This window comes from Paenibacillus sp. VMFN-D1 (assembly GCF_003386155.1).
GTDB lineage: Bacteria > Bacillota > Bacilli > Paenibacillales > Paenibacillaceae > Paenibacillus_AQ > Paenibacillus_AQ favisporus.
In genome coordinates, this window is sequence record NZ_QRDU01000006.1 from 213,809 (window position 1) to 238,941 (window position 25,133).

The window sequence follows — 25,133 nt, forward strand, 5'->3', positions numbered from 1 at the left end:
GTAAACTGGCTGATTGCAGGCAGGCAGTGACACGGGACTTTCCCCGGCTGCCTGCTTTTTTAATGGTAGGCCTGTCCAGCAATGGAAGTGCCGCCGCAAATCCTTTTTGTGAGGTCCCGGTCCTTGTGGTAAAATGTCCGTATGTCTGTGTCAAAACGGAAAGAAAAGCGCTGGAACAAGGACAGGGGGAAACGGCATGACTAAGAAATACAAGTTACTCGCACTGGATATGGACGGAACGCTGCTGACCGATGAGCAGAACATTTCGAAGGAAACGGCGCAGTGGATCCGCAAGGCATCGAAGCACGGCGTGCATGTGTGCCTGTCGACAGGACGGGCATTTATGAGCGCCCTGCCTTATGGGGAAGAGCTCGGGCTGACCACGCCCATGATTACGGTAAACGGCAGCGAAGTATGGCGTGCCCCGCATGAGCTTCACCTGCGCTCATTGATGGATGTGGAGCTGGTGAAGGCGATGCACGATATCGCGGTGGAAGAGGACTGCTGGTACTGGGCCTATTCCGTTGAGCAGCTGTACAATAAGGATCATTGGACGGATGACGTCGAAGGCAAGGAATGGCTCAAATTCGGCTACCATACAGAGGATGACGAAGCGAGACACCGTATACTCATGAAGCTGCAGGATATGGGCGGCCTTGAAATCACCAACTCCTCGCCGTTTAATCTGGAGATCAACCCGGAAGGCGTGAACAAGGCTGCGGGCATTGCTGAAGTGTGCAAGCTGCTGGGCCTGACGATGTCTGAAGTCATTGCGGTCGGAGACAGCATGAACGATCTGGCGGCAATCCAGCAGGCCGGGCTCGGCGTAGCTATGGGCAACGCGCAGCAGGTCGTGAAAGATACAGCCGATTATATTACGTCAAGCAACAACGATGACGGAATCGCTGAGGTTATCCAAAAATTCATTTTTAACGAGGAGTGAGCATAGGCGATGGCTGTGCTTGGCTGGATTTTGGTCATTGCGCTGTTCGCAATCGGCTTGGCCGGCGCCGTGTACCCGATACTGCCGGGGGCGCTGGCTATCTTTTTTGCCTTTTTTGTGTATGGCTGGTTTTTTACGTTTTCCCATTTCAACACCTGGTTCTGGATCATCCAGGGCCTCATCATCGTGGTGCTGTTCGTAGCCGATTATGCCGTCGGCGCCTGGGGAACGAAGAAGTTCGGCGGCTCCAGGCTGTCGGTCATTCTAAGCACCATCGGGGCTATCATCGGGCCGTTCGTCATTCCGGCCTTCGGACTTGTGATCGGACCGTTTGTAGGCGCGTTTGTGGGAGAGCTCATCAATGGATCGTCGCCGTCAAAAGCGGTGAAAGTGGGCTTCGGGACGCTTGTGGGCCTGTTCAGCAGCATGGTGATGAAAGTGATCCTGCAAATCGTCATGATCATCGTATTTTTCGTATGGATCGTGTTTTTCTAATGAGAAGATAACGCATGGGCGGTCACCCGTCCGGGGTTGTGCTTGCTGGGGAAAGAAGGGGAATAGGGTTTGGCGAAGAAAGAATCATTTATTAGAGGCACGCTCATTCTGGCTGCCGCTGCGCTGGTGGCGCGCGTGCTCGGACTGGTGCAGCGGGTTCCGCTGGATCACCTGTTTAATGACATAGGCAAGGCCTCGTTTACGATTTCGAACAACGTCTATTTGCTGCTGCTGACCGTGGCGACGGCAGGCATTCCGAGTACGCTGAGCAAAATGGTATCCGAGCGTTATGCGCTGAAGAAGCCGGCGGAAGCGCAGCGCGTGTACCATGCAGCGCTTATTTTCGCCGCGGCGGCGGGCGTTATCATCACCATTCTGCTGTACGTGCTCGCACCGTATTATGCGACCTACGTTTCCAAAGTGCCGGAAGCGTCGCTCGCCATCCGCGCGCTGGCGCCGGCGCTGCTGCTGTTCCCGGCGATCGCGATGATGCGCGGATACTTCCAGGGCCGCGGCAACATGACCGCGGGCGGCATTTCGCAAATCGTCGAGCAGTTCGCCCGGGTCGGCACTGCGATCCTGCTGGCTTATATTCTGCTGAAGAGCGGATATGAGGACAGCTGGGTGGCGGCCGGCGCTTCTTTCGGGGGCGTGCTCGGGAGCATCGGCGCATTTGCCGTCATGCTGTATTACACCGTCAAGATTCGCAAGCAGGACCGGGCGCTGATGCTGGAAGCCGGCCCGGATTCGCATCTGCCGATGGGACAGATTTACAAGGATATCTTTACGATCTCCATTCCGATCGTCCTGTCATCGATGACCGTGCCGGTGGTCAACTTTATCGACTCGTCGATCGTCAATCCGCTCCTGATCGGCCGGATCGGCGAAGCGAAAGCGACGCAGCTGCTCGGGATTCTCGGACAGCGCGCGCAGAGCGTTGCCGGCATTCCGCCGATTCTGGCCATCGCGCTCAGCACCTCGCTGATTCCGGTCATTTCGGCTGCCTTCGCCCGGAAGGACGAAGCGCATTTGAAGCAGCAGATCACACTTGCGCTGCGCATCTCGATCCTGACCGGCATGCCGATCGTCATCGCCCTCTGCGTGGCGTCGTATTCGATCAACGGCCTGCTGTTCAGCAGCCTGGACGGCAGCGGACTGATTATGCTGCTGACGTTCGGCACGATCTTCCAGATTACGATGATGACGACCAACTCGATCCTGCTGGGTGTCGGCAAAGCGTACCTGACGGTCATCAGCGTGATGATGGGCATAATCATCAAGCTCCTTGGAAGCCTTATTCTCGCTCCATGGCTTGGCATTTACGGCATCATCGCCGCGACGGGACTCTGCTTCCTCGTCATTACGTGGCTGAACCTGCGCGTCATGAAAAAAATCGTGCCGTTCTCCATTCTGGGGAAACGCTGGCGTGGCTTTCTCATTACCGTGATCGTCACCGGCGCCGTTGGATACGGGCTTAATGCCGCTGGCGACCAGCTCGTCCACATTATGCCGGACAGGCTGGCGTTCCTGATCACCTGCCTGGTGGTCGGCGTCGTGGTCGTGGTGCTGTATCTGGCGCTGCTGGTCATGCTCGGCGTTCTGCGCCAGCAGGAACTGTCCAGCTATCCGCGTATCCTGCAGAAGGCGCTGCGTCCGCTGATGCGCCTGCAGCCGTCCCGGTTGAAATCCCAGGAACGGGGTTAATACGGTCCGTGCCGCATCCGTTTATAGACAACCTAATACGTTGAAGTCACAGCCCTCCCGACATCGTGCGTGAGGGCTGTTTTTTGCAGCGCGTACCGGTGGGCATGCGTCATTTCGATCATAAAGGGCCGTCTCGGCCGGCTTACGTAATGAATCGCATCCTCGTTTTTGAACCAGTCATAACGCGGGATCGGTTCGCTGTAGAGGTCATGCCACACGTCGTGCAGGAGCGGGCTGTACAGGCGCCGGCCGCCGGGAAGCCATTCCTGCTTCATAAGCTCGACACTTTCCAGCGGGGAGTTCAGCGCGTTTTTCTTGTCATGGGTAAACAGCTGCGGCCAATATTCGCTCCGTGAACCGCGATGCTCGACGACTGAGGCGAACGAGTGCACGCCGGACAATACATCCTCGTAACCGAACAGAGTGGCGTACAGCGCTTTGCCGAAGGCAATCCTCTCGTTCAGGCTGGAGAACTGCTCCAGAATAAGTCCGACCATGGAATCGGCGGCGTAGCCGGCTGACTCGCGGATCCGGGACTTTTCTTCGGGGGTATGGAACACGTCGGCTTCGAGCTCCGGGATATGCGGCAGCATCGGGAAGACGACTTGATTCATCTGAAATTTGCTGTGCAGGGAAAATGCCCTTTTACGGAGGACCCGGCTTTGATAATAACCGTTCTGCACGACGCGGCCCTCAATATAATTTTGTTCATTGATGATCAGCCCGACGGCAAGCAGGGCGCTGTCCCGTTCAATCCAAAAGCGGTCCCAGAACGGGCTCATGAACGCCGACACGCCAAAGCTCGGGAGCAGGTGAAACAAGCTCCGTCCAAGGCGCCGGCTGTGACTGTACAGCAGAAGCTGGGGGTAGGCGTCCTGAAAAATGAGCGCGTTGCACCGCTCCAGCATCCGGTACAGGTCCTCCCGGGCGGAAGGCTCCATCAGATCGGACATAAGTCCGCCCTTCAGGTCACTCATATTCCAGCCGGCGTTCCGCGACACCATGTGGGCCAAAAAGGACCAATGGAGCTCGGGATACTCCCGGTAGCAATCGTAATAGGCCTTCGTCCGCGTAATGTTGCTGCGGTTCACCTCCCGGGTGCGAGTCCGGATCGTATGAAGAATGTCCTGCTCTTCCTGGGAGCGGGCATTCGTATCGCGGGGATAAGCCAGGTGGTGGCGCATTTCCCGCATCCTGCCGATGTCGCCGGCCATCCGGTCCAGCTGGTCGCGGATACTCTGGGCGGACGTCTCCTTCCAGTCGAGCGGCCGGCGGCGCCGGGTCAGCTGCCGCGAGGCCTTCCAGCCGGCGGCTTTGCCGCGGGCGACCTCGGCGGCCGTCTTCGGCAGGGCCGACATGATCCGGATCCAGGCGGGTACAAGGGTGCGCTGCGCAGATGTTACCGGCATGACCGCATCCTCCTTTCTTGTAAACCTCACATTACTTTCAGTATGGCTAAAAAATTTGACTTCCACTCGGTATTTTGATTCACTAAGAGAAGAAATGGACAAGAATTGGACAAGATATGGGATAGAAAGGGCGGATATCCATGCAAAAAATTACTTCTCAAGCCGAATTTCAAGTCGCAATCCAGTCTCCGAGACTGACCGTAGCCGTATTTAAAGCGGATTGGTGCTCGGACTGCAAATTTATGGACCCGTTTATGCCGGACGTGGAAACGAAATTTTCGAACGATCTGACGCTTGTCGAAGTGGACGTGGATCAAGTCGGCGACCTCAGCCAGGAGCTGAACATTTTGGGCATACCGAGCTTTGTGGCCTTTTCGGACGGCCGGGAGCTGGTGCGGCTGGTAAACAAGCTTCGCAAATCGCGCGAAGAAATTGAGGAATTCCTGAATACGGCGCTGGACGTATACAGAACGATTCATAAATAAGCTAATTCGCACCGCTCTTGCCGCACAGAGGCATTTGAGGCGGTGCTTTTCTCATTAGAGAGCAGCTTCATGGCATGGCTGTACGGATCCGAAGGTATTCGGGTTTCATTACCATTTGGCCGAACCGGCAGCGAAGCAAAGCCCCACTTCGTGGGGCTGTTTCATTTCTCCGACATTTCTCCGACATTTTGTCACAAAGTGGCCGTGATGTATGTCAAGGAATCAGGTATAATAGATGAGATTGGTAAAATATTGAGGTACCTGTCTTCAGTGGTAAAGTTTTTATTATGAGCAGCAGGTGAGAGAATTTTGAATACCAGACAATTGAAATGGCTCAGTTATTTAACGTTTGTCGTGATGTTTTTTGCGACGTTCGGCGGAACCGTGGTCACCAAGACCGATTCCGGACTCGGATGCGGGCATGAATGGCCGCTGTGTCACGGTGAGTTCGTTCCGGCGCATACCATCGCCTCATTAATTGAATATTCGCACCGGCTGGTCAGCGGGCTGGCAGGGCTTACAGCGGTCGCGGTGGTGATCGCCTTCCATCTGTTCGCCAAGAACCGGCGCGACCTGCGCACGTATTCGGTGTTGACCCTTATTTTCGTATTGGTTCAGGCTGTCATGGGGGCAATGGCCGTCGTGTATGACCAGTCCTCGGCCGTGCTTGCCTTCCACTTCGGTTTCTCGCTGATCGCGTTTGCCAGCTCGCTGATGCTGGCCTTGGGCGCCCGCAGGATGGACAAACTGGGCGAGGCTTCGTACCCGTCCGGCGGTACGTCGCGCGTCAGTGCAACCTTCCGCGGCTATACATGGGCCGTGACCATCTACTCCTATATCGTCGTTTATATCGGAGCATATGTCAGCCATACCAACTCGGCGGGAGGCTGCCTGGGATGGCCGCTGTGCAACGGGAAGTTCATTCCCGAGCTGTCCGGAGGGGTGACTATCGCGTTTGTCCACCGGATCGCGGCACTGCTGCTGCTGATCGCGATCGCCGTACTGGCCGTCTGCGGCTACCGGCTGAACCGGGGGAACCGGGAGCTGCAGGGCCTCGGCATCGCCGCGGTAACGCTGTGCCTGATGCAGGTGTTCAGCGGGGCGGCGATCGTGTCGACGCTGAACAAGCCGGAGGTTTACATCTTTTCCGCGCTGCTGCACAATCTGCTGATTTCGTCTCTGTTCGGCGTGCTCTGTTATTTGAGCGTCCGTGTCTGGCAGACCGGAAGGGCGACGCTTCAGCAGCCGAAGTCCGCTTCGGCCGCCCGGGGAATCGGCTTTGAGCCGCAGGGCGGCAAACGATGAACTGAATACCGCTGCACATCCAAAGTCCGCGAAGTGATTCGAGGGCTTTGTTTGTAAGTTTATTTATTATTTTTTGGCTTATTCTGGAGAGGAATGATCGTGTGAGCTATCAAAATTTACGCCAATGGCTCGAAGCCTTGCGCAAGGAAAATGACCTGAAAGTGATCGAGGCTCCCGTGGATCCGTACCTGGAGCTTGCGGAGATCCACCGCCGGGTCATCGACGAACAGGGGCCGGCGCTGCTGTTTACGAATGTACAGGGGACTCCGTTTCCCGTGGCTACGAATTTGTTCGGTACCAGCCGTCGTGTAGATATGGCGTTCGGACCGCGTCCGGAGGAGCTGATGAAGTCCCTGGTGGGTGCGCTCGATACGATGCTTCCGCCGACGCTGTCGGCGCTGTGGAATGAACGCGGCCTGATCAAGGACATTCTAAAGGTAGGCATGAAAACCGTTCCGATGGGCGATGCTCCTGTGCTCGGCGTCTCCCGCAGCGACCAGCCGCTGAAGGACCTGCCGCGGGTCACAAGCTGGCAGGAAGACGGCGGCCCGTTCATTACGCTGCCTCTCGTTTATACGGAGAGCCCATCGCGGCCCAAGGACCACAATCTGGGCATGTACCGCATGCAGATTTATGACAACCAGACGACCGGTATTCACTGGCAGATCCATAAGGGCGGCGGCTTCCATTACCACGAAGCCGAGCAGCGCGGCGAAGCGCTGCGCATGACGACGTTCCTTGGCGGACCGCCGGCCCTGATCGCGTCTGCGATTGCACCGGGCCCGGAAATGCTGCCCGAGCTGCTGCTCACGTCCATGATTCTCGGCGAAAAGCTGCCGATGGTGGAAAATCCGCTCGGCGGGCACCGGATTCCGGCGGAAGCCGAGTTTGCGATCAGCGGCCTCGTCCCGCCGTTCGAGCGGCGTCCGGAAGGCCCGTTCGGGGACCATTACGGGTATTACTCCCTGATGCATGACTTTCCGGTCTTTCACGTCAACCATATGTGGCACCGCAAGGACGCCATTTATCCGGCAACGATCGTAGGCAAGCCGCGGCAGGAGGACTATTTCATGGGCGAATTTCTGCAGCGTCTGCTGTCGCCGGCCTTCCCGCTCGTCATGCCTTCGATCAAATCGCTGTGGACGTATGCCGAGACGGGATTCCATGCCCTTGCTTCGGCTATAGTCCGCGTCAGTTACTCCCGCGAAGCGCTCGTATCCGCCTTCCGGATGCTGGGTGAAGGTCAGCTGTCCCTGACCAAATTCCTGATCCTGACCGACCAGCCGGTCGATCTCGAGAACGCCAGCGAGCTGCTGGAAACGGTGCTTGCGCGGTTTAACCCGGCCGTCGATCTGTTTATATTTAATAAGACATCCCACGATACGCTCGATTACACCGGACGCAAGCTGAACCACGGCAGTAAGGCCGTGCTGATGGGGATCGGGGAGCCGGTTCGCGAACTGCCGCGTGCTTATGAAGAGGGACCGATCGCGGAGATCGAACAGATTGTTCCTTACTGCGGAGGATGCCTCCTTGTCTCAGGTGCAGGGTACGAGGACGAGCCGGAGCTGCCGGAACGCCTGCTGCAGCGGCTGCAGGAGAAGGGAATTCAATGGCCGCTCGTTATTCTGGTGGACGATGCCCGCCAGACAGCAGCTGACCAGACGTCCTTCCTGTGGACGGTGTTTACGCGCTTCAACCCGGCCACGGACATCTATGCGGGTGCCGAAGTGCGGAATCACCATCTGTCGTACCGGCTGCCGATTGTAGTGGATGCACGCATGAAAACCGGGTATCCGGACGAACTGATTCCGCGGGAGGATATCGTCAAGAAGGTGGATGAACGCTGGAACAGTTATTTTGCGTAAATACTGATCAGGGAGAGAATGCCGATGCTGCGAACGCTGCTTGGAGAGATGCCCCGCCAAAATAACGGGCTGCTCGAAGATGCCATCGAAACGATGGTGGAGACGATCCATTTGCTCCAGAACGAGATCGAAAAGAATGAGGATCCCAGCCATGATTACCGCAAACTGGAGATATGGACACGCGGTTTGGTGTCTTCCCTGGATGAATTGGAGCAGAGCTGGTATGCCGCTTCCTTTTTCCGTCAATCGGTCAAGGCCGGTTATGTGGATGACATGACGATTGAGGAGCAGGCCGAGTACGCCAGGTACGTATACTTCTATAAAAACGGGTTTATCCGCGTGTTTTCCGTTCTGGACAAGCTCGGCACGGTGCTCAATGATCTGTTTGATCTGAACACGCAGAAGACCAAACCGCATTTTTCCTATTTTACGGTGCTCCGGCAGTTTCACTACATGAAAACCCATGAAGGCCTGGCCGGGCAGCTGTCAAAGATCAAGGACGAATACAAGAGCGCCCTGAACGTGCTGCGCAAACGGCGCAATGCGGAGGTTCATTACATGAACTCCGAGATGCAGGATGACTTGTGGCAGCGGCACCAAGGTCTTAAGGATAAGGTTGAGCTGGAGGATCTGGACCAGCATTTGAGCGAGCTGAAGCAGGGGCTGGACATGGTATGCAAGTCGCTCTCGGCATCCTTTCATTACGCCAACAAGCTGTGGAAAAAGGAAGGCATGCATCCATAAAGGGATACAACAAATTTCCTTTTGACAAAGTGGGCAAATATATCTATACTGTAAAAATGAAAACACGTCATCATTAATTTCATAATCTTTTCTTATCGAGAGAGGCGGAGGGACAGGCCCGATGAAGCCCGGCAACCGATTTGAGCACGGCATCCGCCGTTACTCGAATGTCATGGTGCTAATTCCTACAAGCTGCAGCTTGAGCTGCAGGTTGGCAGATGAGAAGGCAGCGACTTTTACAAATAAGGGAGCCCCTTTTCTGATTCTGTCAGAGGGGCTTTTTATTTTGCCTGGATTCGATAGAATAGACTGGTCATTTAGATAGATTATGCGAACCCTATTCGGGTAGGATAGGGGGAAGAGAGGGGGCCCTTCGGTTGATCGAACTGAAGCAGCTGACGAAAAGGTACGGCCAAGGGGCAAAGGCGACGGAGGCTTTGTCCGGGCTGAACCTCAGCATTAATAAAGGAGAAATTTTCGGCGTGATCGGCCACTCGGGCGCAGGGAAGAGCACCTTGATCCGGTGCATGAACCTGCTGGAACGCCCGACCTCCGGAGAGGTATGGGTAGGCGGCGTCAATCTGACGGGCCTGAGCAAGCAGCGGCTGCAGAACGAACGGCGGAAGATCGGGATGATTTTTCAGCATTTCAATCTGCTGAGCTCTGCAACGGTGTATGACAACATCGCCTTTCCGCTGCGGTTAGCCCGTAAGGGCAAGGCGGAGGTGGAGGCCAAGGTTAACGAGCTGATCGCGCTGGTCGGGCTGGAAGCCCATCGCAATAAATATCCGGCCCAGTTGTCGGGAGGCCAGAAGCAGAGAGTGGGCATCGCCCGCGCGCTGGCCAGCGATCCGCAGGTGCTGCTGTGTGACGAAGCGACTTCGGCGCTCGATCCGCAGACGACGGATTCGATTCTGAAGCTACTGCTGGACATTAACCAGAGGTTTAATCTGACGATTGTCCTGATCACTCATGAGATGCACGTCATCCAGAGCATCTGCGACCGGGTAGCTGTGATCCATCAGGGCGGCATCGTTGAAGAGGGAGCGGTCACGGACGTATTCCTGAAGCCGCAGCACCCCGTGACCAAAGATTTTGTCCGCGGGGAGCAGAGCCAGGGCGAACCGCTTGAGCTGGCTGCCCAGGCTTCCGGAACGGGTTCGGCGCAGGCTGTGAAAATTACGTTTCTCGGCAGCAAAACGTACGAGTCCATCCTGTCCCGGACCGTGCGCGAGACGGGGGCGGATTTCGCCATCCTGCAGGGCACCATTTCCACCATTAAAGATACCCCGTACGGGCAGCTGATTGTCCGCTTTGAGGGCGGACGGGATCAGATCGATGCGACGCTCGCGAAGCTGAGCGAGCAAGGGCTTGACGTGGAGGTGATGAACTGATGTGGGGTTTGGATTTTTCCTCGGTTGACTGGAACGAGATTGGCGTAGCCACCCTGGATACGCTGAAAATGCTCGGGGCTTCCGCGGTGTTCACCTTTATCCTCGGCCTTCCGATCGGCGTCGTGCTGTTTATGGCATCGCGCTCGACGACGGGCTGGGTGCGTGCCGTCTATGCGGTCATTTCCTTTATCGTGAACATCCTCCGTTCGGTCCCGTTTATCATCCTGATCGTCGCCCTGATCCCGGTCACGAAAGCGATTGTCGGCGTCACCTTCGGGGTGCTGGGGACGATTCCGCCGCTGGTGATCGGCGCTGCGCCGTTCTTCGCCAGACTGGTGGAAACGTCGCTGCGCGAAGTGGACCGCGGCGTAATCGAGGCGGCGCATTCGATGGGCGCTTCGACCTGGCAGGTCATCACGCGGGTGCTGCTGCCCGAAGCAAGACCGGGCCTGCTGGCCGGAATTACGATTACGGTCGTGACACTCGTATCCTATACGGCGATGTCGGGGATGGTTGGCGGAGGCGGTCTCGGCGATTTGGCCATCCGCTACGGTTATTACCGCTATGAAACGACCGTCATGATTATTTCCGTCATCTTCATGATCGTGCTGGTGCAGCTGCTGCAAATGGCGGGCGACCGGCTGGTGCGTCACTTTACCAGAAAGTAAGACGTACAACGTGTTTGGCTCACAGTCATGCATCCGGATCACCGGATTTGACCTGGAAAGGCAAGGCAGGTAACATCAAAGCACTGCCTTTCTAATATAAATCATATTATTCTTATGAATTTAAGGGGGATTTATCCAATGAAAAAATGGCTCGTTTCTTTTCTGACCCTGGCCCTGGTTGTCGTGCTCGCCGCGTGCGGCAGCAAGCCGAATAACAGCAGCAGCGATGCTGCGGGCGAATCCGCAGACAAACCGGCTGCAGCCGAAACGGTTACACTGACGGTTGGCGCGACGGCGAAGCCTCATGCCGAAATTTTGAAGCATATCCAGCCTGCGCTTGAAAAAGAGGGTGTGAAGCTCGTCATCAAAGAGTTTTCCGATTATGTGCAGCCGAACGTGCAGACGTTCCAAAAACAGCTCGACGCTAACTTTTTCCAGCATCAGCCTTACCTCGACAATGAAAACGAACAGCGCAAGATGGACCTTGTTCCGGTCGTAGGAGTTCACCTGGAGCCGCTTGGTGCTTATTCCAAGAAGGTGAAAAGCGCTGAAGAAATTCCAGACGGCGCAACTGTCGGCATTCCGAACGATGCGACAAACGGCGGACGCGCGCTCAGCCTGCTGGCCAAACAAGGCTTGATTACTTTGAAGGATCCGAATAAAGTGGAATCTACGGTGAAGGACATTACCGCCAATCCGAAAAACCTGAAAATCAAGGAAGTCGATGCAGCAATGCTGCCGCGTCAGCTGAGCGAATTCGACCTGGCTGTCATCAACACGAACTACGCGCTGGAAGCCAGCCTTGATCCAACGAAAGACGCGCTCTTCATCGAAGGCAAAGACAGCCCTTATGTCAACATTCTGGTGGCCCGTCCGGACAACAAAGACTCCGACGCCATCAAGAAGCTGGCTGCTGCCCTGACTTCCGACGACGTGAAGAAGTTCATTGAAGACACGTATAAAGGTGCCGTTATCCCGGCATTCTAAAGCCTGCGCAATGGCGCAGCACAGCCGCAAGGGGTTCATCCCCTGCGGCTTTTTTATTTGCATCTGCATCGGGCGGACATTTTTTATTTGGCTCGCTTTTCCTCGCGGCTCGGCTGTACTGGGTTTCCAAGTTGCGGCGGTGCAATGAAATCTTTTATACTATACAGGATCAATGATCTTGCGTGAGGTTTGTACATACATACACCATTATATTTTTATAGGAATGATGTGTCATCGAATGGATCAAAGGATAGGAAGTTCGGATAGCAGAAAGGAGGGTGGCATTTTGAGGGGAAAGGTTGCCCTGATCACAGGCAGTGCCAAGGGACTTGGCAAAATGACGGCGCTCACGCTGGCACGTTCCGGCTGCGACGTCGCGCTTAACTATGTCCACAGCCGCCGCGAAGCGGAGGAACTGCGGGCGGTCATCGAGGGACTGGGCGTGCGCAGCATCGCCGTGCAAGCCGATGTCTCCGACACGGGCCAGCTGGAGCATTTGGTGGCTCGCGTCGAGTCCGAGCTTGGCAGTCCGGACATCGTCGTGAACAACGCGGGACCTTTTATCCGCGAGCGTAAACGGTTCTCCGATTATACCCAGGCGGAAATTTTGTCGCTCATCCAGGGCAATCTGGTCGGCACGATGCTGCTGGACCATTTGGTGCTGCCTGGGATGCGGACTAAGCGCTGGGGAAGAATCGTCCACTTCGGCTTCGGCCATGCGGCGGAATCGAGAGCGTGGCCGCACCGGGCGGTGTACGCCGCCGCCAAGACCGGACTGGTTTCTTTTACGAAGACGCTGGCGGTCGAGGAGGCCCCGTACGGCATTACGGTGAATATGGTGTGTCCCGGGGACATCCGCGGGGATAACAAAGAGAAGACCATTGCCGAGGTCGCCGGGTTGCAGGATGGCGAGACGCCGCGGGGGAGACCCGGCAGCGGCGAGGATATCGCGCGCGTGATCGAGTACTTGTGCCGCGACGCTTCCGATTTTATCACCGGCAACATTATGGACATCTCCGGCGGGCTGGATCCGATCCGTCCCTGGATTGGTCCGGCCGATCACGGGATGTGACTGCCAGAGATGGCGTCCCGCGCCACAAAAAAAGAAGAGACCCGTCTTCAATGAAGTCAGGTCTCTTCTTGCTATTGAATGGGATTAGAATACTTGAATAACGTCGTTGATTCCTTCAACTTCCTCAACGAGGGCGCGTTCGATCCCGGCTTTCAATGTAATGGTGGAGCTTGGGCAGCTGCCGCAGGCACCCATCAGTTTCAACTTCACGATGCCGTCTTCCACGTCAACCAATTCCACGTCGCCGCCATCGCGTTGAAGGAACGGGCGAAGCTTATCAAGCACTTCCGCTACTTCATCATACATGGTGCTCTGTGCGTTTTCGCTCATTGATTTCAACTCCTTTCCTGTAATCCTTATTATATTACAAACCGAGACAAAATAAAATGGCTATATATGCTGCATCGGACAAGACCGTTGATATTATCTGCTTCACCCGGTAAACTAAGATAAGGCCTACCTAAGAATCAATACCTAAAGCAGGTGATATCATTGAGACCCATCATCGAGTTTTGCACCAACAACATGCATTTCGGAACCGATGAAGTCATGGAGAAGCTGGAGGAGAATCCGGATTACGACGTGATCGAATACGGATGCCTGAGCAATTGCGGCCAATGCGCCATGATGCCCTTCGCCATGGTAAACGGTGAGATTATAGATGCTGACAGCGCCGATGAGCTGTATGAGGCCATTATGGCCAAAATAAAAGAACTCGAGGCTTGGGACAGCCTCGAGCTGGATTAGCCGAAATGGCGTCTGGACTTCCAGAGTACCCCGCTTTTTAACAGGCGGGGTACTCTTCCTTTTACCGAAGTTTTCCCCATCAGGCCAAAGCCCGCCTTGCTGCCAAGCGATCCCAAAGTTCCGCGTAGGTGGATCTTGTGGATCTTCGGCGTTTCGCCTTTCCAGAGCGCATGGATCACATCAGCCACTTGTCTGGCCTGGGCTCCTGCCGCCTGGGCGCTGGGAGCGAACGGAATGCTGGCGCAGTCCCCCACGACATACACTTCCGGGTAATCCGGAATTTGGGAATACGTGTTGACCACGACCCGGCCTCCCGGATCCTTCGGCACGTTCAAATCCTGAACGACCTTCACCGGCTGAATGCCGCCCGTCCAAACCGCGGCGTCGGTGTAGATTGCTTCATCCCCGTTATAGACGATACCGTCTTCCACCCGGCACACGGATATGTGGGAGCGCGTATTCACTTCATGATCCATGAACCACTGCTCCACGTACAAGGAAACCGTCTGCGGAAAGGAGGAGAGCACCCGGCTGCCCCGGTCCAGAATCGTGATGTTAAGATCCGGACGGCTCTCCCGCAGCTCCGCAGCCGTTTCAACGCCGCTGAGCCCGCCGCCGATAATATGTACGTTTCCGTACGGCTTGACATCGTTCAAGCGCTGATAGGTTTGGCGAGTGCTTGAGAACGTCTGGATGCTGTTCGTGAATTGATCCGCGCCAGGTATGCCGTGATAACGGTCGGTACAGCCCAGGGCGATCGTCAGATAGTCGTATTCGATCGGGTCGTCGCCTTCGAGATTCACCCGCTTGTCTTCCAGATCGATGGATGTGACTTCGCCGTATTTTTTCGTGAGCTGGGGATGGTTCGGAAACTGGATGCGCAGATCATAGTCGCTTGCCGTCCCTGCCGCAAGCGCGTAATACTCGGTTTTTATGCCTTGGAAAGGCATGCGGTCAATCAAAATCAGCTCCATATCTTGGGGGAAGTGGTTGTTCAGGAGACCTTGAATCAATGCAAGGCCTCCGTAACCTCCACCCAGGATGACGAATTTTCTCATATGTCCGTCTTTCCTTTCTCATACGTCGGCTTTGAGGAAAGGTATAAAATTCCTCTTACTTATTCATAAACTTTTATTTCATTATAAAACGTGTCGCGTTCCACTGGAATGCGTCCGGCGCCTTTGACTAGCCAGATCAGCTCATCGCGGGTGAGGCCTTCCGGAGTGAGCGCGCCTGCGGCATGGCTGATGCGTTCCTTAAGGATGGTGCCATGGACGTCGGATGCGCCGAAGCTCAGCGCAACCTGGGTCAGCTGCGGCCCGATATTAATGAAGTAAGCCTTCACGTGGTCGATGTTGTCCAGCATCAGACGGCTGATGGCAATGGTCTTCAGATCCTCGTAGGCGGAGTTACGGCGCATGATGCCGGCATTTTTATTTCTTGGCTGCATGGAAAGAGGAATAAATACCATAAATCCGTTCGTTTCGTCCTGAAGGTCGCGAATCTGCATCATGTGGCGGATCCGGTCTTCATGGGACTCGATCGATCCGTACAGCATGGTAGTATGCGTCTTCATGCCCAGGTTATGCGCCGTCCGGTGCACCTCGAGGTATTGCTCGACGTTAGCCTTTTCCACCCGCATTTTTTTGCGGTATTGGTCGGACAAAATTTCCGCACCGCCGCCGGTCAGCGATTTCAGTCCCGCTTTTTGCAGCTCCTGCAGCACTTCCTTGATGCTGAGGCCGCTGATGCGGGTGAAAAAGTCGATTTCGGCCGCTGTATAGGCTTTAAGCGTTACGTCCGGGAAGCGGTCGGTCAGCGCCTGCAGGGAATCCACATAGTATTGGAAAGGCACGTGCGGGTTATGTCCGCCAACGATATGGAATTCCCGGACGCCCGGATGAATGTGCTGCTCAATGTATTCAACCATTTCAGGACCGGAATACGTATAGGAGCCTTCATCACCAAGGTCTTTGCGGAAGTTGCAGAACGCGCAGTGCGCCTCGCAGACATTGGTAAAGTACAGGCTCATGTTTTCGATGAAATATACTTTTTTGCCGTTCTTGCGCAGGTTGGCTTCGTTCGCCAGCTGCCCCAGCGTCAGCAGATCATCGGTTTCATACAGAAATACTCCATCCTCGAGGTTCAGCCGCTCACCCTGGCGGACCTTCTCGATGATTTCCTGCATGCGTCTTTCGGTGTTCGATGTTACAATAGTGGACATTTCCATTCCTCCTGTTCGCATTTTGGTCGTGCGGAAGACACGCCCTTTGCAGGACGCAAGAGTCAACCCGCAGCGCCTGGAAGGAGTCCGGCGTTCAACCCGTCCAGTCGATTTGCCAATTTTATCGGTCAGCGTCTTCCATGTACCGCAGAGGATATGTATTCAGCGGATCATCCAAGCCGTAAGGCCAGACGCTTTGGTAAGCACTCCGGAGAGGCTTTTGGCCGGTAAAGAAAAAGTAGGGGGCCCGCCTTTTTTAGATTATAGAATGTATAATTTTTTCAACGAAGCCGAAGAACTCTATAACCCCAAGACAAACATCCGCCAAGCGCGGCCTGTCTTCTGTGAATGAATCGATAGACTTTTTTTATGTGAAAAAAGTTACAACCCAGAGTGACAGACCGTTGTCTTTTCCATGACAAATTACCGACACTTGCTCCCTCATTACCCACCTATTATAAACCGCCTATCCGGGGTCCGCAATACAGTTATACAGAATCGGCATGCGGAGATCCGGAAATCATACCATCTTTAAAGATCCTGCGAAGGGGGCAAACGTCGTATAATTCCTCCGGATTAGGCCTGATTATACCTTTTGGAGGCGCGAATACGGCGTTCCGACCGCCTTTCTGGTACATCATGGGAGCGGAGGTGCTGCTGCCGGGCGGAACCTCTCTTGAGGGGAACAACGTTGTGGAGTATACTAAAGGTAAGTGCAATGTACTCACAGAGCGGGACTTTTGCTCGGCCGCCTTTCAGGTGCGCTGCTGAAGCCCTGCAATGAATAAATTCACATCAGTTAACCAAGGAGGGTTACCTATGATCAACATTAGCGATTCCGCTTCCGATAAGCTGAAAGAAATGCTCGCCGAACAGGAAATTCCAGGGATGTTCCTCCGTCTTGGGGTACAGGCCGGCGGATGCAGCGGATTTTCTTACGCCATGGGCTTCGACGATGCCGAAACCGAAGATGATGTATACATGGACGTTAACGACCTGAAGGTGGTCGTGGATAAAGAAAGCCTCCGCCTGATTGACGGGCTGGAAATCGACTTTGAGGAGTCCGGCATGAGCGGCGGATTCACCATGAACAATCCGAACGCTACGGCGACCTGCGGATGCGGCGCTTCGTTCCGTACAGCGCTCGACGCAGGTAAACCGGCTCCCGAGGAGTGCTAACGGGCACGCTTTGCGGATGAATAAGATAAAAGGCTCACACCTTCTTCGTCCAGAAGCAGGTTGTGAGCCTTTTTTTGTTCGTTAGGAGAGCCCGGGAACGATAAACGTTTTGTTCACCATCATGACGAGCATGGCCGCTGCCAAGATTGAAAAGGCGATGCAGCAGGTGCCGAGCCCTTTGCGTCTGTCTTTCAGAAATTTAAAGCCCAAAGCAAAGATTAAAACGGTTGTCACGACCAGAGCAAGGGACATGCCGATCATGCCGACCCAGTATAATACCCCGAAAAATTGAGCCACAGCTGTTATCCTCCTTCGCAGGATATTCCAAATTTACACACTTCATTTCATTATATCCGATTTAGACAGGCACGCCAAGGCTCCGCTATCCCCCGTTTTTATGCGTTTATCCTTTTCTATGCACAAACATACAGGAGGGAACCGGTAGATACGAGTATGTTAACAACATAGGAGCACAGAAAGGAGGCGACAACATGGGGGGAAGACAGCTGGCAAGCAAATGGCTGAAGACCGAAGCGCTGCTGACGGATCCGGATGTTGCCCCATATATTCCGCAGACCCGGTCTATGAGCCGGGAGAATCTCCAGCAAATGCTGGGGATGTATGACTTTGTCGTCGTAAAACCGGTCGTCGGCGGAGGCGGTTACGGTGTCATGAAAATATCCCGTACCGGCAGCGGTTATAGTATAACCCGCTTCTCTCAAACCTATTATTTTGACAGCTTCTCCGGCATGTACAGCGGTTTTCGGAAGCTGAAGGTGAGAAGGACCTATTTAATTCAGCAGGGGATTAAATTGGCCCAGGTCGATGGGCGTCCGATCGATTACCGGGTCAAATACGTCAAAGTGGACGGTCGTTGGGTCATTACCGCAATGGTGGGACGAGTCGCGCGCAGCGGACTATTCGTAACCAATCTGTGCAAGGGCGGTTATTTGCTGAAAGGCCGCGTTGGCCTGAGCCGTTCCCTGCCGCAGATTTCTTCCAAAGCAAAGCTTAAAGAGATGCGTTCCCTTACCCGGCGCTGTACGGCAATTCTGGAGCGGCGTTTTCCCGGCATCGGCGAGCTCGGCTTTGACTACGGCCTGGACAACAGCGGGAGAATTTGGATTTTTGAAGTAAATACGCGCCCTCAATAAAATAAAACTGGGAATGTTTAGGAGAATAAAGGCGGGGTAATATCATTATATAAGACTATGAAAATGGAAAAAAATTTTTAAAGCCGGGTCGTATGCACAGCACCTGTGTATAACATTTATCCCCAAAATCCACTGCAATTTTGTTGGTATTCCGACACTTGCTAACAAATTATACACAGGATTTCCACAACAGGTTGTGGATAAAGCGAACGCTTGTTCTCTTATGCGATGTTTGATATGATAGGTTTGAGGAAAATTAAGGAAAGGATGTGAAGATAATGGCTATGTTGTCGGATGAATTGCTGCTCGATTCTTATCATATGGCCGTGGAACTCATGCTGGATCATGATTTCATCGCTTTACTCCTGGCCGAAATCCACAAGAGGAATCTAGAGACTTCATCAGAGAGTTTAGTTCATTAGGACACATCCCGGTACACATCCACAAATGCTGTTGTAATATAAGCGCATATGACGTGGAAGTTATGGAAGGTGTGGAGGTGTAACATCTATTTTCCAGATTGGCAGCATCGCAACAAAATGAGGGTATCCTGTCTGAATCATGATTTCATGACGATCAGATCAGGATACCCTCTTTTTTTGCCCAATTTGCGCGTTACTTCGGGCTAAAGTTTCATATTGCTGCTGTGGCCGGGAGACAGCTTAGCTTCCGGATCAATGTATACCTTAGCGTTGTTGACCGCGGTCGGCGCCTCGCCGAATCCTACGGCGATAAGCTTCAGTTTGCCCGGATACGTGGTGATGTCTCCGGCGGCGAATACGCCGGGAATGTTCGTTTCCATGCGGGAATCCACCACGATGGAGTTGCTCTCGATCTGAATGCCCCAATCGGAGATCGGGCCAAGGGAAGATACGAAGCCAAAGTTCACGATGACGTCATCGACTTCGATCTCCTGCGTTTCTTTGGTCTTCACATGGGACAAAGTCACCTTGGTAATCGTGTCTTCCCCGTGCAGGGCGGTGATTTCCGTCGGCGTCACGACCTGAACCTTGGAAGCCATCAAATTCTCGACGCTGTGCTCATGCGCACGGAATTTGTCGCGGCGGTGAATCAGCGTGACCTGCTCGGCGATCGGCTCCAGCATCAGCGCCCAGTCTACAGCGGAGTCTCCGCCGCCGCTGATCAGCACCTTTTTCCCCTTGAAGCGGTTTAAGTCATTCACAAAGTAGTGCAGATTCGTTTTCTCAAATTTCCGAGCGTCTTCAAGCTCCAGTCTGCGGGGTTCAAAGGCTCCGACCCCGGCCGTAATGATGACGGCTTTGGAGTGGTATTCGCCTTTATCGGTCGTCACCACAAAATGGCGCTCGTCCTGCTTAACGAGGGAAGTAACCTTTTCCTCCAGTCGTACGTTCGGCTGGAACAGGTCCATCTGCTTTTGCAGATTGTCGACCAGCTCCTGTGCCGTTACTTTAGGGAATCCGGCCACGTCATAAATGTATTTCTCGGGATATAAGGCTGCAAGCTGCCCGCCAAGCTGGGGCATACTTTCAATGAGTGTGACTGATGCCTGGCGCATCCCGCAATAGAAAGAAGCGAACATGCCTGCAGGACCTCCTCCGATAATGAGCAGGTCGGTTATGTCAGCCGGCTGCGATGTCATTAGTGTAAGCACCTCCAACAAATATAAATAAGAACGCTAGCGGAATTAAGCACGCTGTATATTCTTCAAATTCCATCTCATTATAATACATCCGGGCTTCGGCTGAAAAGTTTACATCCTATTTTGCAAATTCTCCGTTTGGATAAGAGAATAAACTTGACTGAAAACTGGAATGAAAAGGAAAATGAAAACGGCATGGATGTTCACTTGGAAGGCCAAATAATACTTGATCTTTTATGGGAAAGTGGCTATCATTTTAGTTATGTGCGGGCAGGTTTTGGTAGTATTCCCGCTGTTTTTTTTCTCACACAGGCTGCCTGTGATAAAAAGATTCATTGAAGTTCAAACTAATGTGTAATATTTCACAATAACGTTTGTAATGGTTCACAAATATATATAGAGACCGACATTTTGGAAGGAGCAAGATGATGAGCAACATTCCCAAGATAGTAATCCTTGGTGCGGGTTACGGCGGCATCCTGACAGCACAGCGCCTTCAAAAGGAATTGAATTATAATGAAGCGGACGTAACGCTTGTTAACCGTCACGATTACCACTATATTACGACCCATTTGCATATGCCCGCTGCCGGTACGGACAGCGTCGAGAATACACGGGTACCGATTTCGAAGCTCATTGACGAATTCAAGATCGATCTGGTCAAATCCTCCGTTCAGGAAATCCGTCCGCATGAGAAGAAGGTCATCCTGGAGGACGGGACGCTCTCCTACGATTTCCTGGTCATTGCCCTCGGGGGGGAATCTGAAACCTTCGGCATTCCGGGGATGGCCGAATATGCGATGACGATCCGCAGCATCAACTCGGTGCGGCTGATCCGCAAGCATATCGAGTACCAGTTCGCGCTGTATAAAAATGAACGCAGTCCGCAGGAAAGAATCAATTTTGTCGTCGGGGGAGCGGGCTTCAGCGGCATTGAGTTTGTTGCCGAGCTGGCCGACCGCATTCCGGCACTGTGCAAGGAATACGATGTCGATCCGAATCTTGTGAATGTCTACAATGTGGAAGCGGCGCCGACGGCGCTGCCGGGTTTTGCTCCGGAGCTCGTGGAATATGCCATGGAGGTGCTCCGCAAGAAAGGCGTAACCTTCAAAATCGGCGTGGCCATCAAAGAATGCAAGCCGGACGGCGTAGTGCTTGCGACCGGTGAAGAGATCAAGGCGGCTACTGTGGTGTGGACCGGAGGAATCCGCGGCAACCATATGATTGAAGCGGCCGGCTTTGAAACGGCAAGAGGCCGGGTGAAGGTTGACGAGTACTTGCGGGCGCCTGGCAGCGACCACATCTACGTCATCGGGGACAACGCCCTGATTATGAATCCGGAAGGGCGTCCGTATCCGCCGACGGCGCAGATCGCGATGCAGCAGGGCGTGTGCTGTGCTCATAACATCGTCACGGCAATCCGCGGCCAGCAGCCGAAAAAGTTCGAATTCAGCAACAAGGGCACCGTCGCTTCCCTGGGTAAAGGTGAAGGTATCGCTGTAGTAGGCGACAAGCATATCAAGGGCTGGCGGGCAGCTCAATTGAAGAAGATCGTAGATATGCGCTACCTATTTATTATCGGCGGCATTCCGCTGGTATTGAAGAAAGGAAAATTCCTGTAATGAGGCACTGCAGTGTTCAAGTCCGCGCGTTGTTGACCCGGGACGAACTGGACCGTTATAACGCCTTGATGGAAGTGGGATCCTTCCTCGAGGACCAGAACCGGTATGATCTGTCGTACACGGTCCAAAAGGAAGTGGACATCCTCATCCTGCCGGCCATTGAAAGGCTGAAGGAAAAGGGAAGGGACCGCGACCGGGCGACCGCCGAATTTTTGGAGTCGATGAAATCGCAGCAGGATGAACAACAGGAAGAGGACTAAGGAAACAGCAAAAAGGTTTGCCCTGAATTTACTCGGGGCAAACCTTTTTTTAAACTTCCTCTAGACGCGGTCTGTCTTCTTTGAAGGTACATCGATAGACGTTCTTAATATATGAAAGTATTCTAAATTTTCAGCATGTCCTCAAAAGATTCCGGCGTCAGAATCGCTCCTACGAAGAAGCCGCCGAATTCGGCATAGCGGGCGCTGACTTCATCAAAGCGCATTTCATAGACCAGCTTCTTGAATTGAAGCGCGTCCTCGGCGAACAGGGTAACTCCCCATTCCCAATCATCGAATCCGATGGAGCCGGTAATGATCTGCTTCACTTTGCCTGCATAGCTGCGGCCGATCAGCCCGTGGCTGCGCATCATGTTGCGGCGATCGTCCATGTCAAGCATGTACCAGTTGTCGGCCTGATCGCGCTTTTTGTTCATCGGGTAGAAGCAGATGTACTTCGTCTTCGGCAGGATCGGCTTCAGGCGGGCGACAACATGCGGATTTTCCATCGGGTCGCCTTCACCGGAACCCGCGAGATAGTTGCTGAGCTCGACGACGCTGACGTAGGAATAGGACTTCGTCGTATATTGCGCAAACAGCGTTTTGTTAAACGCAGTCTCGATGGCGTTCAAGTCTTCAAGCGTTTCACGCAGGTGCATGAACACAAAATCGGCCTTCTGTCCGATGATGCTGTACACTGCTGTGCTGCCCTGCTTGCTGGATTCCACCTCGGACCATTCGTTCAGGAACGCCTGGAGCTCGTCCAGCGCCATGGCGCGGTCTTCGTCGTCGGCGGCCTTCCATGCCGCCCAGTTCATGGAACGGAAATCGTGGAGAGCGTACCAGCCCTCCAGAGTTGATGCTGCTTCATTCATCTATGAATCACTCCTATAAATAGTTGCCTGTAAGCGGATCCCACGGTTACTTGCTGGACCCGAGTATCAGGGTCGTAGACGTTTTTCTTCATTGTAGCTCAACCGCAAGCGCAAGAGCAAATGAAGTCACAATCTATTCACCGATTGTTCGTTGATTCGTGACCGTTTTTTTAGTAAACTAACTACTAGTCCACAAAACGTGGCAAGACTGTGAACGGCCTGTTTGTATCCGTTTTAGCGGGGCGAAACAAAAGAAGAGGTGACTTGGCTGAGATGCAATTTATACCCGTTCTCGTGCTGATGGTGTTATTTTTTGTCATGATGTTCGGCATCGGCTTTATTTTGAATATGTTAATGAAAACGACCTGGTTCCCTTGCTATTTGTTTGTCATCGTTATTTTACCGGTGGTCGTATACTCTTTATGGGACCGCAGCCAAATGTCGCTGCTCAGTCACCTGGAGTCTTTTCGCGTAGTCGACTATTTAACGGGGGTAGCCGGACTGGCAGGCGCGGTCATCAGCGGCTGGTCCATCCAGAAGCTTCGCAGAAGCGGATTTAAAATGTTCTAGGCCGGCAACCGGCCGATTTCGAAACAGCTCTCCACCCGGGGGGCTGTTTTGCGCTATCCCGGCGCTGAAGGGTTGAATGATGGGGGGACGGATGGATGTGGAGAAAAGCATTGGGCCTGGTGCTTGCCGCCGGGCTGATGGGGGGAGCTTCGTTACCAAACGCGATGGCGGCGTCCGCGGGAGAGCAGACGATGATCCCGCTCCGGGTTGCAGCTGAGGCGCTGGGCGCCAAGGTGCTGTGGGACGGGGCGGACAAGCGGGTTCAGGTCTCGCTCGGCAAAACCCGCTGGAAAATCACGCCCGGCAGCAAGCAGTCCTTATTGGACCAAGCGCCGTATGAACTTGCGCGTACCGCGGTGACGGACGGCAGCGGAGCGCTGCTCGTGCCGCTCCAATCGTTTACCGGGGCTTTGGGCATCCGGGGAACTTGGGCGGACCATCGCTGGTCCCTCGATCCGGATGACTGGAAGGGGCGGGCGATCTACTGGATGACCCTGCTGCGCCATGGGAAATGGGAAGATGCGGGACGGATGATGGATGCGTCCTTATCGGCGGCGTATCCGACTTCGTCGCTTCCCAAGTACGAAGAACGGCTGGAAAAGCTGTACGGCCTCGACTGGAGCCTGCTGCATGCCGAAGCCTATACGGATTCCGTACGCAGCAACGCCCGCCTGGTCTATCAGACGCCAAAAGGAGAGACGTTCGGCATGGAGCTCCGGTTCAGCCCGGAGGGGCTGCTGAACGATATCGCCTGGATCGAAAATGTGACCAGCAGCTATCGGGCGCCCGCCTATGACAACCCGGAAAAGTACACGGAGGAAGAAGTGCAGGTCGGCCAGAGCCCTCTGCTCCTTCCAGGCACGCTGACGCTCCCCCGGAACGTTCAGGAGAAGGTTCCCGCGCTTGTGCTCGTCCACGGCTCCGGCCCCAATGACCGGGACGAGTCTTCCGGCGGAGGCAAGCTGTTCAGGGACCTGGCGGTGGGGCTGGCCGGCGAAGGGATTGCGGTGCTCCGCTACGAAAAGCGGACGCGGGAATACCCGCTTCGTTCCGCCACCCCGTCCTTTACCGTCCAGGAGGAGACGGTTGACGATGCCGTCAGCGCCGCTGCCCTGCTGGCCGCCGATCCAAGGATCGATCCGCAGCAGATTTATGTGCTCGGCCACAGCCAAGGCGGGATGCTTGTCCCGCGCATCATCGCTTCGGATGCGGGCAAGCATATCGCCGGCGCGGTCGTGATGTCCGCCCCATCCGGACCGATGGAAGACCTGATGCTGATGCAGTACCGGTCAATATTAGGGCGGGCGGAAGAAGAGGGAGCTTCGGATGAGAAGCTGGCCCGTCTGCAAAAGCAGGTGGACACATGGGAAAAAGCCGTTACGCTGCTGAAGGACCCCGTTTATTCGAAGGAGCACCTGCCGGAACATTTTCCGCTGCCGAACGCGTATTGGTGGTTCGATTTCAGAAACTACAGCGGGCCGCTGCTCGCCAGAAATCAGAACGTCCCGATGTACATCCTCCAGGGGGAGAATGACGTGCAGGTCCCTCCGCCGAGCCTCAAGGTGTGGAGAAGTGCGCTGAGCCAACGAAAAGACGTAGCCTTTAAGTCATATCCGGGACTTAATCATATGTATATATATTATAGTAAGAACTCGACCGGCGAGGAGTACAAGCTGCCCGGCAATGTGCCTGAGGAGGTCATCACCGATGTCGCAAACTGGATTCATTTGGGGATGAAAGACTTGTCGAAAAACGGAGAAGAAGCGGACCCTTTTGTGATAGAATAGAGAAAGTCTACGAATCGATGGGA

General features: G+C 54.3%; 27 protein-coding genes and 1 riboswitch. Of the genes, 20 read left to right on the forward strand and 7 right to left on the reverse strand.

The window, feature by feature from the left end; all coding sequences use genetic code 11:
* The first annotated feature begins 196 nt into the window (after positions 1 to 196).
* The 3 genes from C7820_RS29610 to C7820_RS29620 all read left to right on the forward strand — a co-directional run bounded on the left by C7820_RS29610 (position 197) and on the right by C7820_RS29620 (position 3,142).
* Positions 197 to 943: a Cof-type HAD-IIB family hydrolase gene (locus C7820_RS29610; protein WP_116234106.1), complete on the forward strand. Its 747-nt coding sequence runs from the start codon at positions 197 to 199 to the stop codon at positions 941 to 943.
* Between the two features lie 9 nt (positions 944 to 952).
* Positions 953 to 1,438 carry a DUF456 domain-containing protein gene (locus C7820_RS29615; protein ID WP_076173695.1) on the forward strand — a complete coding sequence of 162 codons (486 nt, stop codon included), beginning with the start codon at positions 953 to 955 and terminating at the stop codon, positions 1,436 to 1,438.
* 69 nt (positions 1,439 to 1,507) lie between these two features.
* Complete coding sequence (locus tag C7820_RS29620) at positions 1,508 to 3,142, forward strand: putative polysaccharide biosynthesis protein (protein WP_116234107.1); 1,635 nt, start codon at positions 1,508 to 1,510, stop codon at positions 3,140 to 3,142.
* A gap of 32 nt (positions 3,143 to 3,174) precedes the next feature.
* Here C7820_RS29620 and C7820_RS29625 read toward each other — a convergent pair whose 3' ends face one another.
* Positions 3,175 to 4,551, reverse strand: coding sequence for a DUF2515 family protein (locus C7820_RS29625; protein WP_116234108.1), 1,377 nt, complete (start codon positions 4,549 to 4,551; stop codon positions 3,175 to 3,177).
* 140 nt (positions 4,552 to 4,691) lie between these two features.
* On the opposite strand from C7820_RS29625, the gene C7820_RS29630 reads away from it, so the two are divergent.
* From C7820_RS29630 to C7820_RS29665, 8 genes are all read left to right on the forward strand, one after another.
* Positions 4,692 to 5,036, forward strand: coding sequence for a thioredoxin family protein (locus C7820_RS29630; protein WP_116234109.1), 345 nt, complete (start codon positions 4,692 to 4,694; stop codon positions 5,034 to 5,036).
* 309 nt (positions 5,037 to 5,345) lie between these two features.
* Positions 5,346 to 6,341: a COX15/CtaA family protein gene (locus C7820_RS29635; protein ID WP_116234110.1), complete on the forward strand. Its 996-nt coding sequence runs from the start codon at positions 5,346 to 5,348 to the stop codon at positions 6,339 to 6,341.
* 101 nt (positions 6,342 to 6,442) lie between these two features.
* Positions 6,443 to 8,209, forward strand: a complete 1,767-nt coding sequence (locus tag C7820_RS29640) for a UbiD family decarboxylase (RefSeq protein WP_116234111.1) — start codon at positions 6,443 to 6,445, stop codon at positions 8,207 to 8,209.
* A gap of 24 nt (positions 8,210 to 8,233) precedes the next feature.
* Positions 8,234 to 8,953 (forward strand): Cthe_2314 family HEPN domain-containing protein, encoded by a 720-nt coding sequence (locus C7820_RS29645; protein ID WP_116234112.1) that lies wholly within the window; start codon positions 8,234 to 8,236, stop codon positions 8,951 to 8,953.
* Positions 8,954 to 9,042: 89 nt separating this feature from the next.
* Positions 9,043 to 9,178: riboswitch (SAM riboswitch) on the forward strand.
* Positions 9,179 to 9,330: 152 nt separating this feature from the next.
* The gene (locus C7820_RS29650; protein WP_116234113.1) at positions 9,331 to 10,347 is read left to right on the forward strand and encodes a methionine ABC transporter ATP-binding protein; all 1,017 of its coding nucleotides are present in this window, start codon (positions 9,331 to 9,333) and stop codon (positions 10,345 to 10,347) included.
* Positions 10,347 to 11,015 (forward strand): methionine ABC transporter permease, encoded by a 669-nt coding sequence (locus tag C7820_RS29655; protein WP_116234114.1) that lies wholly within the window; start codon positions 10,347 to 10,349, stop codon positions 11,013 to 11,015. The genes C7820_RS29650 and C7820_RS29655 overlap by 1 nt, the downstream gene beginning before the upstream one ends.
* A gap of 138 nt (positions 11,016 to 11,153) precedes the next feature.
* The gene (locus C7820_RS29660) at positions 11,154 to 12,002 is read left to right on the forward strand and encodes a MetQ/NlpA family ABC transporter substrate-binding protein (RefSeq protein ID WP_116234115.1); all 849 of its coding nucleotides are present in this window, start codon (positions 11,154 to 11,156) and stop codon (positions 12,000 to 12,002) included.
* A 286-nt stretch (positions 12,003 to 12,288) separates the two neighbouring features.
* Complete coding sequence (locus tag C7820_RS29665) at positions 12,289 to 13,074, forward strand: SDR family oxidoreductase (RefSeq protein WP_116234116.1); 786 nt, start codon at positions 12,289 to 12,291, stop codon at positions 13,072 to 13,074.
* A gap of 84 nt (positions 13,075 to 13,158) precedes the next feature.
* Here C7820_RS29665 and C7820_RS29670 read toward each other — a convergent pair whose 3' ends face one another.
* Entirely contained in the window at positions 13,159 to 13,404 is a 246-nt protein-coding gene (locus C7820_RS29670) for a NifU family protein (RefSeq protein ID WP_076173718.1), read from the reverse strand.
* A gap of 162 nt (positions 13,405 to 13,566) precedes the next feature.
* Here C7820_RS29670 and C7820_RS29675 point away from each other — a divergent pair, with 162 nt between their 5' ends.
* Positions 13,567 to 13,821 (forward strand): YuzB family protein, encoded by a 255-nt coding sequence (locus tag C7820_RS29675; protein ID WP_076173719.1) that lies wholly within the window; start codon positions 13,567 to 13,569, stop codon positions 13,819 to 13,821.
* Here C7820_RS29675 and C7820_RS29680 read toward each other — a convergent pair.
* Both C7820_RS29680 and mqnE read right to left on the reverse strand, forming a co-directional pair.
* On the reverse strand, positions 13,818 to 14,879 hold the full coding sequence (locus tag C7820_RS29680) for an NAD(P)/FAD-dependent oxidoreductase (RefSeq protein WP_116234117.1): 1,062 nt from the start codon (positions 14,877 to 14,879) through the stop codon (positions 13,818 to 13,820). The genes C7820_RS29675 and C7820_RS29680 overlap by 4 nt on opposite strands.
* 59 nt (positions 14,880 to 14,938) lie before the next feature.
* Entirely contained in the window at positions 14,939 to 16,045 is a 1,107-nt protein-coding gene (gene mqnE, locus C7820_RS29685; RefSeq protein WP_076173721.1) for an aminofutalosine synthase MqnE, read from the reverse strand.
* An 819-nt stretch (positions 16,046 to 16,864) separates the two neighbouring features.
* On the opposite strand from mqnE, the gene C7820_RS29690 reads away from it, so the two are divergent.
* Positions 16,865 to 17,224, forward strand: coding sequence for a HesB/IscA family protein (locus C7820_RS29690; protein WP_076173722.1), 360 nt, complete (start codon positions 16,865 to 16,867; stop codon positions 17,222 to 17,224).
* Between the two features lie 81 nt (positions 17,225 to 17,305).
* On the opposite strand, the gene C7820_RS29695 is transcribed toward C7820_RS29690, so the two are convergent.
* Positions 17,306 to 17,521, reverse strand: a complete 216-nt coding sequence (locus C7820_RS29695) for a hypothetical protein (protein ID WP_116234118.1) — start codon at positions 17,519 to 17,521, stop codon at positions 17,306 to 17,308.
* 194 nt (positions 17,522 to 17,715) lie between these two features.
* On the opposite strand from C7820_RS29695, the gene C7820_RS29700 reads away from it, so the two are divergent.
* Positions 17,716 to 18,378 (forward strand): YheC/YheD family protein, encoded by a 663-nt coding sequence (locus C7820_RS29700; RefSeq protein WP_116234119.1) that lies wholly within the window; start codon positions 17,716 to 17,718, stop codon positions 18,376 to 18,378.
* Between the two features lie 278 nt (positions 18,379 to 18,656).
* The gene (gene sda, locus C7820_RS29705) at positions 18,657 to 18,800 is read left to right on the forward strand and encodes a sporulation histidine kinase inhibitor Sda (RefSeq protein WP_089548462.1); all 144 of its coding nucleotides are present in this window, start codon (positions 18,657 to 18,659) and stop codon (positions 18,798 to 18,800) included.
* Between the two features lie 203 nt (positions 18,801 to 19,003).
* Here the strand turns inward: sda and C7820_RS29710 are convergent, their stop codons facing one another.
* Positions 19,004 to 19,999, reverse strand: a complete 996-nt coding sequence (locus C7820_RS29710) for an NAD(P)/FAD-dependent oxidoreductase (RefSeq protein ID WP_076173725.1) — start codon at positions 19,997 to 19,999, stop codon at positions 19,004 to 19,006.
* Positions 20,000 to 20,155: 156 nt separating this feature from the next.
* Here C7820_RS29710 and C7820_RS29715 point away from each other — a divergent pair, with 156 nt between their 5' ends.
* From C7820_RS29715 to C7820_RS29725, 3 genes are all read left to right on the forward strand, one after another.
* On the forward strand, positions 20,156 to 20,338 hold the full coding sequence (locus C7820_RS29715; protein WP_116234120.1) for a hypothetical protein: 183 nt from the start codon (positions 20,156 to 20,158) through the stop codon (positions 20,336 to 20,338).
* An 89-nt stretch (positions 20,339 to 20,427) separates the two neighbouring features.
* Positions 20,428 to 21,621, forward strand: a complete 1,194-nt coding sequence (locus tag C7820_RS29720) for an NAD(P)/FAD-dependent oxidoreductase (RefSeq protein ID WP_076173727.1) — start codon at positions 20,428 to 20,430, stop codon at positions 21,619 to 21,621.
* A complete protein-coding gene (locus C7820_RS29725) occupies positions 21,621 to 21,881 on the forward strand; it encodes a hypothetical protein (RefSeq protein ID WP_116234121.1) in 261 nt (86 codons plus the stop codon). Before C7820_RS29720 ends, C7820_RS29725 begins: the two co-directional genes overlap by 1 nt.
* Before the next feature lie 122 nt (positions 21,882 to 22,003).
* Here C7820_RS29725 and hemQ read toward each other — a convergent pair whose 3' ends face one another.
* The gene (hemQ, locus tag C7820_RS29730; protein ID WP_076174040.1) at positions 22,004 to 22,753 is read right to left on the reverse strand and encodes a hydrogen peroxide-dependent heme synthase; all 750 of its coding nucleotides are present in this window, start codon (positions 22,751 to 22,753) and stop codon (positions 22,004 to 22,006) included.
* Positions 22,754 to 23,026: 273 nt separating this feature from the next.
* Here hemQ and C7820_RS29735 point away from each other — a divergent pair, with 273 nt between their 5' ends.
* Both C7820_RS29735 and C7820_RS29740 read left to right on the forward strand, forming a co-directional pair.
* Positions 23,027 to 23,323: a YuiB family protein gene (locus C7820_RS29735; protein ID WP_076174042.1), complete on the forward strand. Its 297-nt coding sequence runs from the start codon at positions 23,027 to 23,029 to the stop codon at positions 23,321 to 23,323.
* A gap of 95 nt (positions 23,324 to 23,418) precedes the next feature.
* The gene (locus C7820_RS29740; protein ID WP_116234122.1) at positions 23,419 to 25,110 is read left to right on the forward strand and encodes an alpha/beta hydrolase family protein; all 1,692 of its coding nucleotides are present in this window, start codon (positions 23,419 to 23,421) and stop codon (positions 25,108 to 25,110) included.
* Positions 25,111 to 25,133 lie beyond the last annotated feature (23 nt).

Excerpts from the sequence above, each read along its gene's own strand:
- C7820_RS29610 (WP_116234106.1), top strand. The coding sequence starts at position 197 with ATGACTAAGAAATACAAGTTACTCGCACTGGATATGGACGGAACGCTG.
- C7820_RS29615 (WP_076173695.1), top strand. The coding sequence starts at position 953 with ATGGCTGTGCTTGGCTGGATTTTGGTCATTGCGCTGTTCGCAATCGGC.
- C7820_RS29625 (WP_116234108.1), bottom strand. The coding sequence starts at position 4,551 with ATGCCGGTAACATCTGCGCAGCGCACCCTTGTACCCGCCTGGATCCGG.
- C7820_RS29630 (WP_116234109.1), top strand. The coding sequence starts at position 4,692 with ATGCAAAAAATTACTTCTCAAGCCGAATTTCAAGTCGCAATCCAGTCT.
- C7820_RS29645 (WP_116234112.1), top strand. The coding sequence starts at position 8,234 with ATGCTGCGAACGCTGCTTGGAGAGATGCCCCGCCAAAATAACGGGCTG.
- C7820_RS29655 (WP_116234114.1), top strand. The coding sequence starts at position 10,347 with ATGTGGGGTTTGGATTTTTCCTCGGTTGACTGGAACGAGATTGGCGTA.
- C7820_RS29660 (WP_116234115.1), top strand. The coding sequence starts at position 11,154 with ATGAAAAAATGGCTCGTTTCTTTTCTGACCCTGGCCCTGGTTGTCGTG.
- C7820_RS29670 (WP_076173718.1), bottom strand. The coding sequence starts at position 13,404 with ATGAGCGAAAACGCACAGAGCACCATGTATGATGAAGTAGCGGAAGTG.
- C7820_RS29680 (WP_116234117.1), bottom strand. The coding sequence starts at position 14,879 with ATGAGAAAATTCGTCATCCTGGGTGGAGGTTACGGAGGCCTTGCATTG.
- mqnE (WP_076173721.1), bottom strand. The coding sequence starts at position 16,045 with ATGTCCACTATTGTAACATCGAACACCGAAAGACGCATGCAGGAAATC.
- C7820_RS29690 (WP_076173722.1), top strand. The coding sequence starts at position 16,865 with ATGATCAACATTAGCGATTCCGCTTCCGATAAGCTGAAAGAAATGCTC.
- C7820_RS29700 (WP_116234119.1), top strand. The coding sequence starts at position 17,716 with ATGGGGGGAAGACAGCTGGCAAGCAAATGGCTGAAGACCGAAGCGCTG.
- sda (WP_089548462.1), top strand. The coding sequence starts at position 18,657 with ATGGCTATGTTGTCGGATGAATTGCTGCTCGATTCTTATCATATGGCC.
- C7820_RS29710 (WP_076173725.1), bottom strand. The coding sequence starts at position 19,999 with ATGACATCGCAGCCGGCTGACATAACCGACCTGCTCATTATCGGAGGA.
- C7820_RS29720 (WP_076173727.1), top strand. The coding sequence starts at position 20,428 with ATGAGCAACATTCCCAAGATAGTAATCCTTGGTGCGGGTTACGGCGGC.
- C7820_RS29725 (WP_116234121.1), top strand. The coding sequence starts at position 21,621 with ATGAGGCACTGCAGTGTTCAAGTCCGCGCGTTGTTGACCCGGGACGAA.
- hemQ (WP_076174040.1), bottom strand. The coding sequence starts at position 22,753 with ATGAATGAAGCAGCATCAACTCTGGAGGGCTGGTACGCTCTCCACGAT.
- C7820_RS29735 (WP_076174042.1), top strand. The coding sequence starts at position 23,027 with ATGCAATTTATACCCGTTCTCGTGCTGATGGTGTTATTTTTTGTCATG.
- C7820_RS29740 (WP_116234122.1), top strand. The coding sequence starts at position 23,419 with ATGTGGAGAAAAGCATTGGGCCTGGTGCTTGCCGCCGGGCTGATGGGG.